The 17,232-nt window shown below is 54.7% G+C and carries 13 protein-coding genes; 8 read left to right on the top strand and 5 right to left on the bottom strand.

The window, feature by feature from the left end; all coding sequences use genetic code 11:
• Positions 1 to 53 precede the first annotated feature (53 nt).
• From Pla22_RS14670 to Pla22_RS14655, 4 genes are all read left to right on the top strand, one after another.
• Positions 54 to 809, top strand: coding sequence for an LON peptidase substrate-binding domain-containing protein (locus Pla22_RS14670; RefSeq protein WP_146515593.1), 756 nt, complete (start codon positions 54 to 56; stop codon positions 807 to 809).
• Between the two features lie 138 nt (positions 810 to 947).
• Entirely contained in the window at positions 948 to 4,016 is a 3,069-nt protein-coding gene (locus Pla22_RS14665; RefSeq protein WP_146515592.1) for a PSD1 and planctomycete cytochrome C domain-containing protein, read from the top strand.
• A gap of 14 nt (positions 4,017 to 4,030) precedes the next feature.
• Positions 4,031 to 5,452 (top strand): DUF1501 domain-containing protein, encoded by a 1,422-nt coding sequence (locus Pla22_RS14660; RefSeq protein WP_146515591.1) that lies wholly within the window; start codon positions 4,031 to 4,033, stop codon positions 5,450 to 5,452.
• Between the two features lie 211 nt (positions 5,453 to 5,663).
• Positions 5,664 to 6,938 carry a 6-phosphofructokinase gene (locus tag Pla22_RS14655; protein WP_146515590.1) on the top strand — a complete coding sequence of 425 codons (1,275 nt, stop codon included), beginning with the start codon at positions 5,664 to 5,666 and terminating at the stop codon, positions 6,936 to 6,938.
• An 88-nt stretch (positions 6,939 to 7,026) separates the two neighbouring features.
• Here the strand turns inward: Pla22_RS14655 and Pla22_RS14650 are convergent, their stop codons facing one another.
• The 4 genes from Pla22_RS14650 to Pla22_RS14635 form a co-directional block, all read right to left on the bottom strand.
• The gene (locus tag Pla22_RS14650) at positions 7,027 to 7,311 is read right to left on the bottom strand and encodes an acylphosphatase (protein WP_242632074.1); all 285 of its coding nucleotides are present in this window, start codon (positions 7,309 to 7,311) and stop codon (positions 7,027 to 7,029) included.
• Between the two features lie 7 nt (positions 7,312 to 7,318).
• Positions 7,319 to 9,082, bottom strand: coding sequence for a SpoIIE family protein phosphatase (locus Pla22_RS14645; RefSeq protein ID WP_146515589.1), 1,764 nt, complete (start codon positions 9,080 to 9,082; stop codon positions 7,319 to 7,321).
• A gap of 136 nt (positions 9,083 to 9,218) precedes the next feature.
• Entirely contained in the window at positions 9,219 to 9,863 is a 645-nt protein-coding gene (locus tag Pla22_RS14640; protein WP_146516532.1) for a hypothetical protein, read from the bottom strand.
• 81 nt (positions 9,864 to 9,944) lie between these two features.
• The gene (locus Pla22_RS14635) at positions 9,945 to 11,114 is read right to left on the bottom strand and encodes a peptidylprolyl isomerase (protein WP_242632073.1); all 1,170 of its coding nucleotides are present in this window, start codon (positions 11,112 to 11,114) and stop codon (positions 9,945 to 9,947) included.
• Positions 11,115 to 11,433: 319 nt separating this feature from the next.
• Here Pla22_RS14635 and Pla22_RS14630 point away from each other — a divergent pair, with 319 nt between their 5' ends.
• Together Pla22_RS14630 and Pla22_RS14625 are read left to right on the top strand one after the other, a co-directional pair.
• The gene (locus Pla22_RS14630) at positions 11,434 to 12,582 is read left to right on the top strand and encodes a hypothetical protein (RefSeq protein WP_146515588.1); all 1,149 of its coding nucleotides are present in this window, start codon (positions 11,434 to 11,436) and stop codon (positions 12,580 to 12,582) included.
• Between the two features lie 12 nt (positions 12,583 to 12,594).
• Entirely contained in the window at positions 12,595 to 13,479 is an 885-nt protein-coding gene (locus Pla22_RS14625) for a hypothetical protein (RefSeq protein WP_242632072.1), read from the top strand.
• 68 nt (positions 13,480 to 13,547) lie between these two features.
• On the opposite strand, the gene Pla22_RS14620 is transcribed toward Pla22_RS14625, so the two are convergent.
• Positions 13,548 to 14,012, bottom strand: a complete 465-nt coding sequence (locus Pla22_RS14620; RefSeq protein WP_146515587.1) for a DUF1569 domain-containing protein — start codon at positions 14,010 to 14,012, stop codon at positions 13,548 to 13,550.
• Between the two features lie 337 nt (positions 14,013 to 14,349).
• On the opposite strand from Pla22_RS14620, the gene miaB reads away from it, so the two are divergent.
• Positions 14,350 to 15,768 carry a tRNA (N6-isopentenyl adenosine(37)-C2)-methylthiotransferase MiaB gene (miaB, locus tag Pla22_RS14615; protein ID WP_146515586.1) on the top strand — a complete coding sequence of 473 codons (1,419 nt, stop codon included), beginning with the start codon at positions 14,350 to 14,352 and terminating at the stop codon, positions 15,766 to 15,768.
• 219 nt (positions 15,769 to 15,987) lie between these two features.
• Entirely contained in the window at positions 15,988 to 17,184 is a 1,197-nt protein-coding gene (locus tag Pla22_RS14610) for a M16 family metallopeptidase (RefSeq protein ID WP_146515585.1), read from the top strand.
• The last annotated feature ends 48 nt before the right edge of the window (positions 17,185 to 17,232 follow it).

Raw genomic sequence — 17,232 nt, 5'->3', positions numbered from 1 at the left:
CGAACGATCTTCGCAGAACGGTTCCGACGATCCTCAACAGGACTAACACGATCATGGATAACCTCGACGACGTTACCCGTTTACCGGATGAATTCGATGGGCGCGTGCGATTGTTCCCGCTGCCTGACTTGGTCGTTTTTCCTCATGCGATGCAACCGCTGCACATATTCGAACCCAGATATTGTGACTTATTGGCCGAGTCGCTTGCGAGCGACCAATTGATCGCCATGGCAACGATGACTGGTGGGCTGCCCGATTTGAAGTCGAGCGATGCAGCGATCGCGCCGACGGTATGCATTTGCCGAGTGATTTCACATGCTGAGGTGGAAAACGATCGACACAACGTTTTGTTGGTTGGTATTCGACGAGCCACCATTGTTCAAGAAATCGACGCGGGCCGTACGTTCCGTATCGCTGAGGTGGACGCTCAAGAGGACATCTATTCGCCGTCGAAGGCGAAGTATCGCTTGGCGCTCAAGGGAAAACTTCTAACCGCCTTTTCCAATATCATTCCTGCGACAGCGACGGTGCAAAAGAATCTGCATGAGTTGATGGCCGGGCAAATGGGACTGGGCCCCATCACCGACATCATCTCATACACCTTGCCGTTCGACGTCCAATCGAAGTTGCAACTATTGACCGAATCGGATGTCGACTTGCGAGCCGACCATTTAATCCGCCTGCTGCAAAGCGGCAAAATAAAACTGCACTCGGTTTCGATCGAGGAGCAATCGCTCGATAGCCCCTCGCTGGAGCAAGATCGCTCGCCCAGCGAAGATGGCTTTCCTCCTGCGTTCAGCTTGAACTGAACCTGAACGAAAACCGAAAATCACCCGTTCGACCAAACGCGGTGTGCATCCGACGTGATCGACGACCTCACCGACGGTCTTGTTTTGATCGACTAGACTATTCCGAGCGATCCCACCTTCCCACCTCTGCCAATCGCCATGCTGCTCCGCTCCTTCCTGGTCGTCCTCGTGGCTTTCATTGCGACGGGGCTTCGTGCCGCCGACACCATCTCGATCGACTTTGGTCGCGACGTACTTCCGATTCTTTCCGAGAATTGTTTGCATTGCCACGGTCCTGACGAGGCCGAACGTCAAGCGGGCCTCCGACTCGATCAAGCCGAAGCGGCTTACGAGGACCTGGGCGGATACGCTGCGATCGTTCCGGGCGAACCAGACGAAAGCGAAGTGATCTCGCGGATCCTTACCGACGATCCCGATTCGATGATGCCACCCCCCGCTTCTCATCTGCAATTGTCGGATAACGATCGAGAGACATTGACCGAGTGGATCAAGCAGGGCGGTCAATACGAAACTCACTGGGCGTTCGCGTTGCCTCAGAAAAGTCTCGCATCTGGCATCGACGCGATCGTTGACCAGCGATTGGCTGCTCGCGGGCTGACTCGATCACCGGTGGCCAGTGCCGAAACGCTGTGTCGGCGTATTTACTTGGACGTCATTGGGTTGCCACCTTCCCCAACGCAAATCGACGAGTTTGTGGCGTCAGAGAAACGCGATCACGAAACGGCCGTTTCGGATCTGGTCAATCGTTTGCTGCAAAGCGATGCGTATGCCGAAAAGTGGTCGCGGCACTGGCTCGATGTGGCTCGCTATAGCGACACCAACGGATTTGAAAAGGACATGCCGCGTGACCAATGGGCGTGGCGAGACTGGGTAATTCGTTCGATCGCCAAGGACCAACCTTATAACGAATTCGTGGTGGAACAGATTGCTGGTGATCTATTGCCGAATGTCACTCAAGACCAACTTGTCGCCACGGGCTTTCTTCGTAATGGGATGGTGAACGAAGAAGGCGCGATCGTGAACGAGCAGTTTCGCATCGAGGGTATTTTTGATCGCATGGACTGCTTGGGCAAAGCGGTCTTGGGTTTGTCCTTGCAGTGCGCCCAATGCCACACTCATAAGTTCGATCCGCTGACGCATGACGAATACTTCGGCATGTTCGCATTCCTTAACGATACCTACGAAGCTCAGTCGTGGGTCTACAGCGACGATCAACTCAAAGCGATCGAGAACATTCAAAAGCAAGTTGCGGACATCGAAGAAAAGATCAAAGCAGACCATCCCGATTGGCAGTCTCAGCTTGCCGAGTATGTGGAAAAGGAAACCAAACGCGAGGCCGACTGGGAATCGCTAAAGGCGGACGAACTCGTTTGGATCGGTGGCCTGAATCACCCCACCCAGGAACCTGACAACAGCATCCTGGTGTTGGGACACCCAACGACGACGGGCAAGATCTTTGTCACGGCTCAACCGGAAAAGCGACACATTACCGCTGTTCGCATCGAAGCGTTGCGGCACGGCGATTTGGCATTCGGTGGGCCGGGCCGCAGTTTCTGGGGCACGTTCGCCATCTCTGAAGTCGAGGTGTGGAGTCGCAATTCGAAAGAAGCCGATTGGCAGAGTGTCAAACTTTCCAAGGCGAACGCTGACTTTTCGGAAACCACCAAGAAGCTCGAGCCTTATTACTTGCCCACTCGGCAAGACAAAACGACCGAGGACCGACGCGTTGGTCCGGCCGCCTTCTTGATCGACGGCAACACCCGAACAGCATGGCGTCCCGATCGAGGCCCGATGTTACGACATACCGAGTCGGTGGCGATGATCAAGTTGGAACAACCTCTTGATTTGCCGGACGGTGGTGAGATCAAAATACAACTGACGCAAGACCATGGCGGAAACGGCGGCAGGGCTAACCTGCAACTGGGGTGCTATCGACTTGGTGTGACGGACACGGATCGACCGTCCCTGCCCGCTCATGACCACGCCGCAACGATTGCACTGAAGACCAAAGACATGCAAGCTTTGTTCCGCGGTTGGCGTCAACGAAACGAAATGTTCAAGGAAGCGAACGAACAGATCGACAAGCTTGAATCAAGTTATCCCGAAGCGATGACCAGTGTGCTCCACACCGCTCAAACTGCACCCGAGCATGCTCGCACCACTCGCTTACTCAGCCGAGGTTCATGGGACCAACCCGCTCATGAGGTGAAACCTCACACGCCGACGGTGTTGCCCGCGTTGGATGTCGAGTCTCCGACGCGTCTGGATTTTGCACGGTGGTTAGTCAGCGAAGACAATCCGCTGGCCGCTCGTGTTCAAGTAAACCGAGTTTGGCAGGCGATGTTCGGACGCGGAATTGTTGAAACATCAGAGGACTTCGGCACGCGAACGCCGGAACCGGAGTACGCCGAGCTATTGGATTGGTTAGCGGTCGATTATGTCCAGCACAATTGGAGCCTGAAACATTTGGTCCAACGTATCGTCAACAGCCAAACCTACCAGCAGACCTCCACCGTTGACCTGGAACTGACCGTTGCCGATCCGAACAATGAATGGCTTGCCCGCGGCCCGCGATTTCGCGCTGAAGCGGAAGTCATTCGTGACGTGGCGTTGACCGCCGCGGGCTTGTTGCACCATCAAGTCGGTGGCCCGAGCATCTTCCCGCCAGTGCCCCCGAGCTTGTTGGAATACAACTTTTTCAAACCCGACTATTGGGACCCCGCCACACCGCCCCTGCGATATCGACGATCCTTGTACGTGTTCCGCAAACGATCGATGCCCGATCCGGTGCTGACAACGTTTGATGCGCCCAATTCGGATGCCGCTTGCGCTCGTCGAGTTCGTTCCAACACACCGCTAGCGGCATTGGTATCTCTGAACGAGCCTGTCTTCGTCGAAGCCGCTCAAGCGATGGCGTTGCGGGTGCTGCGAGAGGGTGGTGAAACGGACGAATCGCGAATCGATTATGCCTATCGCTTGGTAACGGGACGTCACGCAAAGCCGGCCGAAGTGGCAACGCTTATCGAAATGCTTGATCACAATTCAAAGCGACTAGCCGATGGTTGGTTGTCCATCGACAAAGTGGGTTTCACCAACCCAGATGAGCGACCGGAATTGCCCGACGGCGTCATACCGCGAGACGTGGCCGCTTGGGCGATGGTCACACGAGTGCTTTTGAATCTCGACGAAACATTGACGAAAAGTTAGCCAAAAACAAATCCATGAACAACGAAATTCAAATCGAGCAATCTAAGCTTCTTCGTCGTCGCTGGTTCTTTCGTGACTGCGGGCTCGGGATGGCCGGGATGGCGCTGGCGTCCATGATCTCGCGTGACGCTTCGGCGGAAGAAATCACTCGTGCGCTTGCTCCCAAATTGCCGCACTTCGCTCCCAAAGCAAAGCGTGTCGTCTACTTGTTCCAAGCGGGTGCACCGAGCCAATTGGAGATGTTCGATCCCAAACCGGAACTGACCAAACGCGATGGGCAACTGCCGCCCAAAGATTTGCTAAAGGATTACCGCGCTGCGTTCATCGATCCCAATTCGGCACTGCTGGGTGGGAAATACAAGTTCAGCAAACATGGCCAATGTGGAATGGACATTAGTGAACTGCTGCCTCACACGGCCAAAATTGCCGACGACATCTGCTTGATACGCAGCATGACTACCGACGCGGTAAATCACGCACCGGCTCAGATTCTAATGAATACCGGGTCGCAACAATTTGGGCGACCAAGCTTTGGATCATGGTCGTTGTACGGGCTGGGAAGCGAAAGCGAGAATTTGCCCGGCTACGTTGTGCTGACCAGCGCGAAGGGCACCAGCGGCGGAGCTTCGAACTATGGATGCGGTTTTTTGCCGACGGTCTACGGTGGTGTTCCGTTTCGCGGCACCGGTGACCCCGTTCTCTACTTGTCCAATCCGCCCGGCTATGATCGCCAAGCTCAGCGAGATTCCCTAGATACCCTGAACGAACTCAACCAGCTCACGCTCAACGAAATCGCCGATCCAGAGACTGCGGCTCGAATTCAAAGTTACGAATCGGCGTATCAATTGCAATCCAGCGCGCCGGAATTGATGGATCTATCCCAGGAACCTCAGCATGTGCTGGACGCTTACGGAATCAAGGACGCGAGTGTTTCGAACTTTGCCAGAAACTGCCTGCTCGCGCGTCGGTTGCTTGAACGCGATGTGCGATTTGTGCAGTTGTTCCACGAAGCCTGGGATCAACACAACAACTTGACCAAAGCGTTGAAGAATAATTGCGAGGAAACCGATCAACCGGCCGCGGCACTGGTTCGCGACTTGAAACGGCTAGGAATGCTGGATGAAACACTGGTCATTTGGGCTGGCGAATTTGGTCGCACGCCCATGGTCCAGGGTGGCGACGACGGGCGAGATCATCACAACCGTTGCTTCAGCGTATGGCTCGCTGGCGGTGGCATTAAACCCGGCTACATTCACGGCGCAACGGACGAACTTGGATTCAACGTCACTGAAAATCCGGTTCACGTTCACGATCTCAACGCGACCCTGCTGCATCAACTTGGATTCGATCACGAAAAATTAACGTACCGATTCCAAGGACGTGATTTCCGACTGACGGACGTTCATGGAACCGTAGTGAAAGATCTGTTGATATAGAAACGAGTGCCGTTTTCGCCGGATCAAATCCGGATGGGCGAAATTGCTTTCACAGCGATTGAACCAACTTTTCGAGCGACTTTTTCCCGCATCGACCGAGTGCAGAAACAAATTCTGATCTACGGGTGCTGCCCCGTTTGCGCTCTCGCGGCTAAAATCCACCCCTCGGTGGTGAGTTTCTTGTCTCAATCCTCTAGCTGTGACCTCGACGATGCCAATATCTCAATCTCTCGATATCAAACGCGTTGCCATCCTTTTCGCCGGTGGACCGGCTCCTGGTGCAAACGCCGTTATCTCGACCGCAGCATTTTCGTTTCTCGAAGAGGGTGCCCAGGTTTTCGGCATCAAGCACGGGTACAGTCGTTTGGCTGAGTACACCGCGGCGGGGCCGTTGACCGAAGGCGAAGATTACATCCGCTTCACTCACGATACGCTGACCAACGCCCGCACAAGTCGCGGAATCATGATCGGCACCGCTCGCACCAACCCGGGCAAGCACGTCAGTTCCCCTGAGCACTTGAAGGACCCCGAACTGGTTGCGCCACTGCGCCGCGTGTACGAGGGTCTTTGTTCACTCGAAATCGACGCTTTAATCTCGATCGGTGGCGATGACACGCTTAAGACCGCCAACAAGATCAAGATGTTCCAGGACAACTTGCCGCCGGGTGCTCGCAAATTCCCGGTCATTCACTTGCCCAAGACCATCGACAACGACTATTCAGGCATTGATTTCACTTTTGGTTTCTTTACCGCCGTTGAAACCCTTGCCGAAGAGATTCGCAACCTCAACTATGACGCCGCCGCCGGCCGGGCTTACTTCCTTTGCGAAGCGATGGGTCGTAGTGCCGGATGGCTCGCCTATGGATGTGCGATCGCGGGTGAAGCATCGATGGTGCTGAGCGTCGAGGATATCCAGGGCGGTCTTGCCGAAGAGGAAGTCGTCAACGGAAAGACTCGCAAGGTGATGGCGATGGATCGAGTGATCGATCGCATGGTCGACATGATGCTTGCCCGCGAACAAGAAGGCCGACAATACGGCACGATCGTGATCGCGGAAGGTTTGGCGGAATTCTTACCTTCGAAGTACCTCGAGGGAATCACTCGTGACGACCACGGCCACATCAATATCTCGCTGGTGAACCTGTCAGCAATGATGTCGCAGTTGGTTGCCGCTCGATATACCGAACGTACCGGCAAGACCCGCAAGGTCAACGGTTTGCAGATGGGTTACGAAGCCCGTTGTGCACCGCCACAAGCGTACGACGTGATGTTAGGTGCTTCGTTGGGAGTGGGAGCCTATCGCGCCCTAGTCGAAGAAAAACTTAACGGCGTGATGGTTTCGGTGTCTGGCCAATTCAATCTGCACTATGTTCCGTTCGAAGAACTGGTTGACCCAAAGACGCTGGTCACCAAAGTACGCTTCATCGAACCGGGATGCGACTTCCATCGCCTCGCTCGCTTTTTAGAGACCTGCGTCGATAGCTGAACTTAGCGGCGTAGATGTCCCAACCGACTGACTGCGGTATTGCATCTGTTGCTGGTTACTTCAACGATTCCGCCAGCAACCGTCGGGATCAGTAGCGAATAGTGAACCCATCACTTCGATTCAACGGGTCTCGTTGGTCAATGATCGCGTCGTCGATCCGGTCTTCCATTTGAATCTTGATACGCTGGATTAACGTGTCCAAGTCTTCTTGAGACCCCTCGACGTCCATCAACACATCACCGTTGGGTTCGTTCATCACGAATCCGTGAACCGCGAGACCACGTGATTGTGCAACCGCCGTCATGCGAAACCCAACCCCCTGAACGTTGCCCCGGTATCGCACGACCATTCGCTTGACAGACGAACTTGCCACGACTGGATTATCCTTTGGTACCGAGCAAATCGTCGAGTTCATCGTCATCGACGGTATCAGTGACTGCCGAACGGGAAAGTTCAGCCGAACCAATACGTTCGACCACCACTAGGCACATATCATCAAACGGTGGACTATCACCAACGTGAGCCATCACGGCCTCCACGATTCGATCTTTCACCTCGTCCGCTGTACCGCCCGATGCCGTCAATTTGCGAAGCGGTTCGATGCCAAATTCTTCGTCGTTGGCATTCATCGCTTCGTTGATTCCGTCGGTATACAGCACCGCTAGGTCGCCGCGTTCCATTTCGAAGTCAACGGCTTCGTATTCCATTCCGTCGTCAATCGCAATCGGTAGGCCTGATTCTTCTTCGCCTGGTTCGACGATCGAACCATCTTTAGCGATCCGCACCAAAGGCGCCATGTGACCCGCATTAACGATCGTTACTTTTTCACTCAGCGGGTCAATGACCAGTACCAGGAACGTGATGAAGCGTTCGACGTGCAGTCGGCTCATTCGATCGTTGAGCTTTTCGATGGCCTTGGCAAGATCAGGGATGCTGGCCAAACAAAAGCGAGTTTCGGCCGACAACTTGGCCATGAACATTGCCGCGGCAACCCCGTGTCCGACCACGTCGGCAACCACGATTGCAACGCGTCCATCGGACAAGTGGATGTAATCGAAGTAATCGCCACCGATATGGTTAGCAGCTTGGTAAAAGCTGCGAACGCGATAGCTTGTCGAATCGGGCGGCGATTGGGGAAGGAACGCTTGCTGTACCTCGGTGGCAAGCTTGAGGTCTTGCTCGACCTCTTTTTGATGCAAAGCTGCTTCGTGCATTCGGGCGTTGTTGATTACGATTCCCGCTTGAGCAGCAACACCGGCAAGCAAGTCCGCGTCATCTTCGCGAAACTGGCCCCGCCCCGCAGTCGAGTCGACCTGTAGCGCCCCAAACGCGTTGCCTGCGGCGTCAACCAAGGGAGCACAAATCATGGATCGGATTGAAAAATCAGCAATCGATTGACTGCTATCGAATCGACTGTCTTCGGAAGCATCCAGGGACAAGATTGGCTCTCGATGCGTCATGACCTCGCGAATGATCGTGCGGCTGATTCGAATCGTTTCGGTTTCATCGTGACTTGATCGAGTCTTCACCCAGCGCGGAATCAGATTCCCGGATTCGTCCTGCATGACAATGAACCCACGGTCAGCCGCGGGAAAAATGCTGAACAGGCTATCAAGAACCTTCGGCAACACATCCTCAAGCGCAAGGGCGCCGCTGAGTTGCCGGTTGATTCGCATCAGAGCTTCAAGCTTTGCCTCAGGAGTGGCCGCCATCTTCAGGCCATCGGCAGAACTGCGGAATTCAACCTTTGACGAACTGCTAAGCGTTCCGGGTTCGCCTTCGTCCACCATCTGGATTCCGAAGTTTGACCCCGCAAAGGTCATCTCGCTGCCACCCGATACGAAGCCAGGCATGTTGTCATGAGTGAACACAAATTCAACATCACTGACGCGAATGCGATCTCCATCGCGCAGTAGCGTCGGCGTGGTCAACATCTGGCCATTCAAGAACGTTCCATTGCGACTGCCCGAATCCTCGACCATAAAGCCAGAGTTGCTTGCCGAAATTTTGGCGTGGTAGCGGCTCACCGCTCCCGCATCGACGACGATTGAACAATCGGGATGACGTCCCATTGTTGTTTCGCGATCACTCAACTCAAACCGACTGTCATCACCGGATTGACCTGAAATGGACAAGAAAGCCATACGTATACGTCCAATAGGCCGTGGAAATAGGTGGGAAATGAGGCCTTATTGTAGATGTGGCTGGTTGATTCCACAACGAAGCTCAGGGCGTCGCGATCGAATTCAAGCTAATCCGAAGGCCGGACAACACGCCATACTAATGGTGCAACAGCCTGTCTGAATCGCCTTGCGTGATTCGGCCAAAGATGTCTCGCAGAATTGTTTGTTCAAGCGACGTGTCTCGCCCCAGCGGGATCCAACCGAGCGTCTGAGGACTGTTGTCGTAGTTGTCGTCGTGACGAACCACCGTACCGTCGTGCCGCGTCGCAGTCGACCTGCCCTCGGTGGAGTATTGGCTGCGATCGGTGTCCTCGATGTCTTTCTGAACAATCACTTCGATTGTGTAGCCTGACGCGCTGATGCGAGAATTGCCACCGCTTAGCCCGGTGGCGAAGTCATCGGGCCCGTACCCAACCGCCTGTGGCCGAACCACGACAATCGCCCGACGACGAATCGACTGCAGCGTGCTTTGCAATCGTTCAAAACCGGCAGTGCTGTCTTTACGCCATGGTTCAAAAATCGAAGCCCCGATTCGGTACGAAGTTTCGATGCGACCATCCAGAATCATGTTGCCCGAGTTCTGCACGGGTTGTTCGCGAGCAATGCGGAAGTAGTCGTCAACCGCGTCGACAACTTGCGACCAAACAAAAACATCTTCTGCCGGAGGCAAATCAAGCGGATTCGGAACGAAGGTCTCCGGGGCCTGATGGTTGAGTCGATAGGCTAGCTGTCCACACCCCATCAACGATGCTAATCCAGCAACGATGATGACCAGCGGAAACGAACGTACGAGCCGTGCCACAGCATCCCTATTCAAAACAAATCACCGCTTGAAAGTCGGTTGGTTGTAACGGGCGATCGACTCGGGCAACGGTAGCGCGTTGGGAGTGTCATCGGGGAACATGGACCAGACTGGGATCCGCAATTGCATGTCGTCGAGAACCTTTCGCTGAGATTCCGCGATTTTCTCTTCTTTCAGCTTGTTGCGAATTTCGTCTTGCACATCACGAAGCGAGGTTACCCCGGCTTCTTGCCGATCAAGAACCCGAACGATGTGATAACCTTGATCGTCTTCGATGATCTCACTCATCGCGTTGGTTTGGATCGAGAAGATTTGTTGCTCAAGAATCTCGCTCGCGAGTGATCCCTTGGCCGTCCATTCGTGCAGGCCACCTTTGCTGGCGAATGGCTCTTGGCTTTGAGCCCGTGCGACGGCTTGCAGGTTGCCGCCGAAGTAGGCTTCGCGTCCCATGTTTGAAATTGCAACGCGAGCCTGTTCTTTGTTGGGAAAGTTGCTGAACAGAACCGTCAATTGTTCCCACCGCGCTCGCGTGGGGCGTTCGAACTCCGATTGGTTGGCGAGATAGTACTCGTTGATTTCCGCGATCGAAATTCTTGGCTCGCGATCCACTTTGCCGCGAATGTAGAGGTGACCAAGCATCATGTCGGTGAACTCGCGTTGCCGAGCAGCCAGCGAGGTCCCTTTTTTGGCGAGTTCCTTGTCGAGCTCGTTCATGTCCTCGGTGGAGTACTGTTTCTTCAATTCCGGCAATTCGGATTCGAAGAACATTTGGCGAGCTCGGGCGGCGAGCCGCTGATCGGCTTCGTTACGTTTGTCGGCGCTCTCGGTTCCCATTTGGTCAAGCAGGAACGATTCACGCATCATCTTGTTTTGGATCGATTGAGTTAACAATCCTCGCACCAAGTTGACTTTGGCGAAGTGCAATTGGTCCTCGGGAATCTCCTGGCCGCTCTTTGCCGCGACCTCTTCGATTCGGGCGTTGACTCGCGGAAGCAGCTCACCGAGCAAAATCGGCGTGTTTCCCACCACCGCAATGATGGCGGCCGGGTCATCGGGCAATCGCACGATTTGAGCCGCGTCGACCTCGGCGCGCGTCGGCACCTGACCAAGCGCAGCACGTGAATTGAAGCTGAACGCGGCGCAGATCAGCAACAGAACGACGGTGGAATGGGTGAAAAAACGAATGAACACCGTAGACCTAACACCTGGAGGGGTGAGCAATGGGAACCTAAGAGTTCGCTTTTACGCACCGCGGCGAGCCAAGCACAAGGCCGAATCAGCCGTCACCGGGTTCCTGTCGCTTGATTGAGACAATTCCTTTCGTGATTCCAGAGGACGCTTCGTCGCTCGAGCCTGCCCATTCCCACTTGATTCTATTGACACTTCGGGACGCAATTTCCTACTCGTCGTACCTTGCTCCATGTGGAGAACGCCGCCAGTCTAAGAAATCAGACTCAGCCGCCGCCATCAATCAACCGCCCGCGAAACCATCGGTCCCGGAATCCTAACGTTGCGGAAATTCCTGCTGCATGCGATTTGCTTGGCCGCGATGGGGGCGTCGATCCAGTCGGCCACCGCAGAAGAAGATCCGTTTTGGCTTATCGACGAGCAATCACTCGACTCAGTCATTGCCAAGCAAACTACCGAAGGGATGACGATCAACGGTCAGACTTCGTTCGGGCAAGATTCATTTGCGGAAACGCCTACCGAACACCTGCTCGCCGATCCAATCACGGTCGGTAACGATACCGTCGATTACAATTACGAACACGATTACGAACACGCGATTCCAACCATCCCTCACGCGACCAATCATCTTGATAGCGAGATCGTTGTCCATGAATCCTTTGGCGACAACGCCGCGTTCATCCGTCCCCATTCCCAGTGGTATGGCGACGTTGATTTCCTAAGTATGGAACGTCGCGACAGCATCACCTTTCGTGACTATGCCTACCCTTCGGAACGAGCCACGCTTGAGTCTGGAACCAACACCGGGGTTAGACTACGCATCAATCATGATGCCGCCAGGACAAACCAGCCGCGGAGTTCGTCACACGCTGACTTAAGCCCGCAACCAACGTTTCATTTTTCGCTGATGCAGATTGACGGTAGCGGAGATGCGTTTTTACCGTCGGAACGATTGAGCACGTCGACAAGCTTGACGAACATCGCGATTGCTGCGGGAACGACGCACCGGGTGCTCGGTGGTCAACGACGAATCATGATCGGCGGGCGATGGATGAACATCGGCGACCTTTATCGATCACAAGTTTACGGATACACGCCGCTTCAGGACTGGATCGAAACGGAAAACAAGATCGTCACCTTCGATCTCGATTTTGAACAGCAATACCTTTGGCGCAAATTTGTGTTCTCAACGGGCGTTTGCTCGGGGTTCGGCTGGAACCAATCCACTCAAATCAACCACTACGCACCTACGCTACGAAACCGGCTTGTCGAAGCGTCTTACCTTGCCTTCGTGACGGAGTTAAACGCGGACGTCAGTTTTCACGTCACGCGTTCCAGCGCGTTTCACGTTGGACTCAGTGCACTTTCAATCGGTGATGTCTACAACGCTCGAGACGTAGCGGCGGGGCAGGTCGATCCCGATCGCTTGGAAATGTATGGCATGACGTTTGGATACCGACACCGTTTTTAATTCACTGGCCAAATGATTCGCATTTACTCACCCTATCGGATTGCTCCATCGACGCTGCTTATCGCAGCGCTGCTGGTGGTCGTCTCATGTGGTTGCCATGTACTCGACCCCAGACCGATTCCCCCTAGCCAGCAAACGCAATCACCTGACTTGCTTGCGTTGAACGAAGAGCCACTGGAATTTGGAAAGCCGCACAAGGTACTCGACACCGCAGGATGGATTTGGGGCATTCCTGGCAAGGTCATGCTGTGGGACCGCCGGATCGACAACCATCACATCACCGAACCAACCATCGAAGCCACGACCGACTATATGCGTGACAACTCACTCGCTCACGTGAAGGTTCGCGTGAACCAATACGCACCGCTGAAGGACTGGAAACGATTACGTGCGAACAAGAACGTGGCATGGCCCTATCGTTACACGCTGGGGTTGGCAGCGTTGGGAGGCGAAGCGATCCTGCCGGGACGTTTGTTCGGTGGCGATCACTACAACCCTTTCACGCAAACCGTGCACCTATACAGCGACGTGCCCGCGATCGCACTACATGAACTCGCGCACGCCAAAGACTTCTCGCGGCGGTCGTATCCGGGAACCTACGGCGCTGCGTACCTATTCTTCCCGACATGGCACGAAACCGTGGCATCTCGCGATGTGTTCTCATACCTCTATCAACGGCAAGATCGCGAGGGGATCATTGAAGCGAACCGAATTTTGTACCCAGCTTACGGGACCTACGTAGGCAGTGGTCTTGGCAGCGTCATTCCTTCTCAATCAGTTCCGCTCTATTACGGCACCGTCATCGCGGGCCACATCAATGGACGCATGCTCTCGCGTGACATCGACGAACATCTGGCCGAATACCGCTACCTCTTTGGCTCGGGCGTGCATCACTGACACGAGCCAACGATTGCACTTGGCACGGTAATTCCAATCAGACGTTAAACCACACCGGGCAATTGCAATTAGCCGATCACAGGATGCACGAAACTTAGGTGCAAAGCGAAGTGCATGCACTGAAGCTTGTCGTGCTCATCCTGCGTCATCTTTCCAAAGACAGGGTGCGGCGGTAGTGGGCTGCAGCTCTGGTACCGCCGCCACGAATCTCGCAAATGGACCATCGCGACAGGAACCTCGATATCGGAATTTGGCCAAAAGAAGGATTCCGCCGATGCGGGCAGCTTGAACCCTGGCTTCACGGGTTTGGCGAGGGCCTTTCGCTTCAACCACGGTGCGACCGTTCTGATCAGCCACGGCACCGTGGGACTGGGTTCGTGACCGCAGGCAACATCCATCGTCAGCGCCAAGTGACGGATAATCTGCCCGTGGGAATGCTGTCCTGTGATCCGGGTGGGCACGTTGGCCAACCTTTCCGCCTCTTCGATAGCGTGGTCCAGGTTCGAGAATTGCAGCAGACGGCGGGTATTCATGGGGGACCTTCAATGGCTTCCAAACGGTAGTGGTGGACCGGAATTGCCTCGCCCAGGGACGCAAATTGCGGCCTATTTTAGCCTCTCTTCCCGAAATCGGGCCTGGGCGGGTATCCTGTGCACATGCTAACGGATTTGCTTTTCTCGTCGTCGACCCTGCTATGGCTCTTGGGAGCGCTCATCGCTGCGATGATGCTGCTCGGATCGATGGGCCGGCGACGAATCGTATTGACCGATGTGCTGAAAACCTTTGTCGATCGAATGCAATCCACGCCGACAAAACGTGGCCCTCCAGTTTCAAAACCAGCGTCCAAGTCGGATGCAAAGTCAAAGCCCAATGAATAAACGCGTTTACATCCAGACCGTCGGATGCCAGATGAATGTTCTCGACAGCGAGATGGTGATCGCTGACCTGAAACGACATGGCTATACCGTCGTCGATACACCGGCCCAAGCTGATTGTGTGCTCTACAACACCTGCAGCGTTCGCGAGCATGCCGAGGAGAAAGTTTACAGTGCGCTCGGCAAGGTGAAACTGCACAAGAAAGACAACGAGAACAAGATCATCGGCGTGATGGGCTGCATGGCCCAAAAGGATCAGGAGATCATTTTCAAACGTGCCCCCTACGTTGATTTGGTCGTTGGCCCCGGGCAATTGCACACAATCCCAACGCTGCTAAACAAAATCAAGAACGGCGAAGGTCGCCAAATGGCCGTGTCGCTCGCTCGCAACGAAGGCAGCCAAGCCACGATCGCTCGTTCGCACGAAACGTTTGACCCGCTTCGTGACCCAACGATGCGTCCCACGCCGTTCCAAGCGTATCTGCGCATCCAAATCGGTTGCGATAAGTTTTGCACTTACTGCGTCGTGCCCAACACCCGAGGCCCAGAACAAGGTCGATCGCCCGAGCAGATTCTTGCCGAGGCTAACGTCCTGGCCGAACAAGGATGTCTCGAAATTACGCTGCTCGGCCAAACCGTCAACTCGTACAAGTTCAAGCACGAAGACGGATCAGTTACCGACATGTCGTCGCTGCTGGAACAATTGCACGAAATCGAAGGTATCAAACGGATCAAGTTCGTCACGAACTACCCCAAGGACATGACCGAGCGATTGCTCGAAACCATTCGCGACCTCCCCAAAGTTTCCCCGTACTTGCATGTCCCCGCGCAAAGCGGCAGCGACGACGTGCTGAAACGCATGAAACGTGGATACACAATCGCGGACTACATGGCGATGATGGAACGCATCGAACGCATCTTGCCCGAAGCCGCGATTAGCAGCGATTTCATCGTGGGCTTCTGCGGCGAAACGGAAGAGGACTTCCAAAAGACGATCGAATTGGTCAAGCGATGCCGATTCAAACAGTGTTTCATTTTCCAATACAGCGTACGCCCTGGAACGAAGGCTTCCGAACGGCTCGAAGATGACATTCCACTGGAAGCCAAAGCGCGCCGCAACAACGAACTGCTTGCTGTGCATGATGAAATCGCTAAGGAAGACAACCTGAAGTTCGTCGGCAAGACCGTCGAAGTGCTCGTCGAAGGGCCCAGCAAAAGAGCGAAACGAAGCGATGACTTCGATGACGCTCATGTTGTTCAGATGATCGGACGCACCACGTGCGATCGCATTGTTGTGTTCGACGGCAACCGTCGCCAAGCCGGTCAATTCCTCAACATCACCATCGACGACGCCAGCAGCCACACGTTGGTTGGCCGAGTTAAAACGGTCGAGGTTGTCTCGATCGGAATGTAGAACGGATTCCATTCCGCTAGCTGTTTCCCTTCAAGAAAGCAGAACCGAATCTACCGACCAACGACGCGAGAGCGACGGCCGATGGGAACCGGCCAAAGCTGATCGATTGCGGACTGGTTGGAACCGGTCCTCCTGCTACGACCCCATCTATTTAGAGCCGCCACCATTTCTACTTCCATCGAATCTTCGCCCATCCACGTTGAAAAACTCGACAATGGCATGACCGTGATCGTTCAACCGATGCCATGGCAGCGTACTGCTGCGATGTCGCTATCGTTGCACGGGGGAATCCATGTCGAACCCGATCACCTTGGCGGGTTGGCAGGCATGACATGCGAGATGGTCCAACGCGGTGCCGGCCCCTATAGCAGCCGCGAACTTGTCGCTGTCCAGGATAACCTCGGCATCGATAGCAACAGCGGAGTTTCGAGCGGGCTCACTTCATTCACCGCCGCAATGCCCGCGGACTCGATCATGGACGCGATTTCTATCCATGCCGAAATCGTCCGCCGACCTCACCTACCGGCCGACCAACTCGACGATGCGCGAATGATGGGACTGCAAGAACTTCGCGCGATGGAAGACGAACCGACGCACCGTGTGATGCGAAAGATCCGCGAACGCCATTACGGAAAATCGCTTGGCCGCTCTTCGCTTGGTACCGCCGAAGGTCTCGCCGCAATCACGCAAGACGACATTCGCAACTATTTTACTCGTCATTACCATGCCGGCGATGCAATCTTTTCGGTTGCCGGAAACGTAGAAATCGCTCCCATCGTCGAACATATCAAAGCGACTTTTGGCGACTGGAAAACCGAATCCAACACCGGCTTGCCCGCTCAAGATCGCCACCCCGGCTATGAACACATCCATCTTGATTCGAGTCAAACGCACATAGGATTTTCGTTCCCGTCGATTCCGTTTGGGCACGATGAGTATTTCGTCATGCGAGCTGGAATCGGCATCCTGAGCGATGGGATGAGCAGTCGTCTATTCGACCGCGTCCGCGAAAAGCGTGGACTTTGTTATACCGTTTCCGCCAGTTCTCAGTCGCTCAAATCCGTGGGCGGCGTGATTGGATACGCCGGCACGACGCCTGAACGGGCGCAAGAAACGCTAGACGTTACGCTTGCCGAGATCGCAAAACTAAAGGACGGACTCGAGGAAGGCGAACTGGATCGTTGGAAAGTCCGCATTCAAAGCAGCCTGATCATGGAACAGGAATCCAGTGTCTCGCGCGCATCGTCGCTCGCCTCGGACCTTTATCAAATCGGCCGTGTGCTAACCACCGAAGAACTTGAAACGGCAATCGAAGCGATCTCACTCGATCAAATCCGAGACTACTGGTCCGCTCATCCGCCACGGGATTACATCGTTGTCACGCTCGGCGAAAACCCGCTGAAATTCGGTAACTAATATCGGCCCGCCAGCGCCCTCACCCTACATCCTTCACGCTTCCCACTT

It is taken from the genome of Rubripirellula amarantea, from assembly GCF_007859865.1.
GTDB lineage: Bacteria > Planctomycetota > Planctomycetia > Pirellulales > Pirellulaceae > Rubripirellula > Rubripirellula amarantea.
The sequence above is the reverse complement of the archived record's forward strand: the minus strand, read 5'-3'. Positions and strand labels throughout refer to the sequence as shown.

Excerpts from the sequence above, each read along its gene's own strand:
- Pla22_RS14670 (WP_146515593.1), top strand. The coding sequence starts at position 54 with ATGGATAACCTCGACGACGTTACCCGTTTACCGGATGAATTCGATGGG.
- Pla22_RS14665 (WP_146515592.1), top strand. The coding sequence starts at position 948 with ATGCTGCTCCGCTCCTTCCTGGTCGTCCTCGTGGCTTTCATTGCGACG.
- Pla22_RS14660 (WP_146515591.1), top strand. The coding sequence starts at position 4,031 with ATGAACAACGAAATTCAAATCGAGCAATCTAAGCTTCTTCGTCGTCGC.
- Pla22_RS14655 (WP_146515590.1), top strand. The coding sequence starts at position 5,664 with ATGCCAATATCTCAATCTCTCGATATCAAACGCGTTGCCATCCTTTTC.
- Pla22_RS14645 (WP_146515589.1), bottom strand. The coding sequence starts at position 9,082 with ATGGCTTTCTTGTCCATTTCAGGTCAATCCGGTGATGACAGTCGGTTT.
- Pla22_RS14640 (WP_146516532.1), bottom strand. The coding sequence starts at position 9,863 with ATGGGGTGTGGACAGCTAGCCTATCGACTCAACCATCAGGCCCCGGAG.
- Pla22_RS14625 (WP_242632072.1), top strand. The coding sequence starts at position 12,595 with ATGATTCGCATTTACTCACCCTATCGGATTGCTCCATCGACGCTGCTT.
- Pla22_RS14620 (WP_146515587.1), bottom strand. The coding sequence starts at position 14,012 with ATGAATACCCGCCGTCTGCTGCAATTCTCGAACCTGGACCACGCTATC.
- miaB (WP_146515586.1), top strand. The coding sequence starts at position 14,350 with ATGAATAAACGCGTTTACATCCAGACCGTCGGATGCCAGATGAATGTT.
- Pla22_RS14610 (WP_146515585.1), top strand. The coding sequence starts at position 15,988 with ATGACCGTGATCGTTCAACCGATGCCATGGCAGCGTACTGCTGCGATG.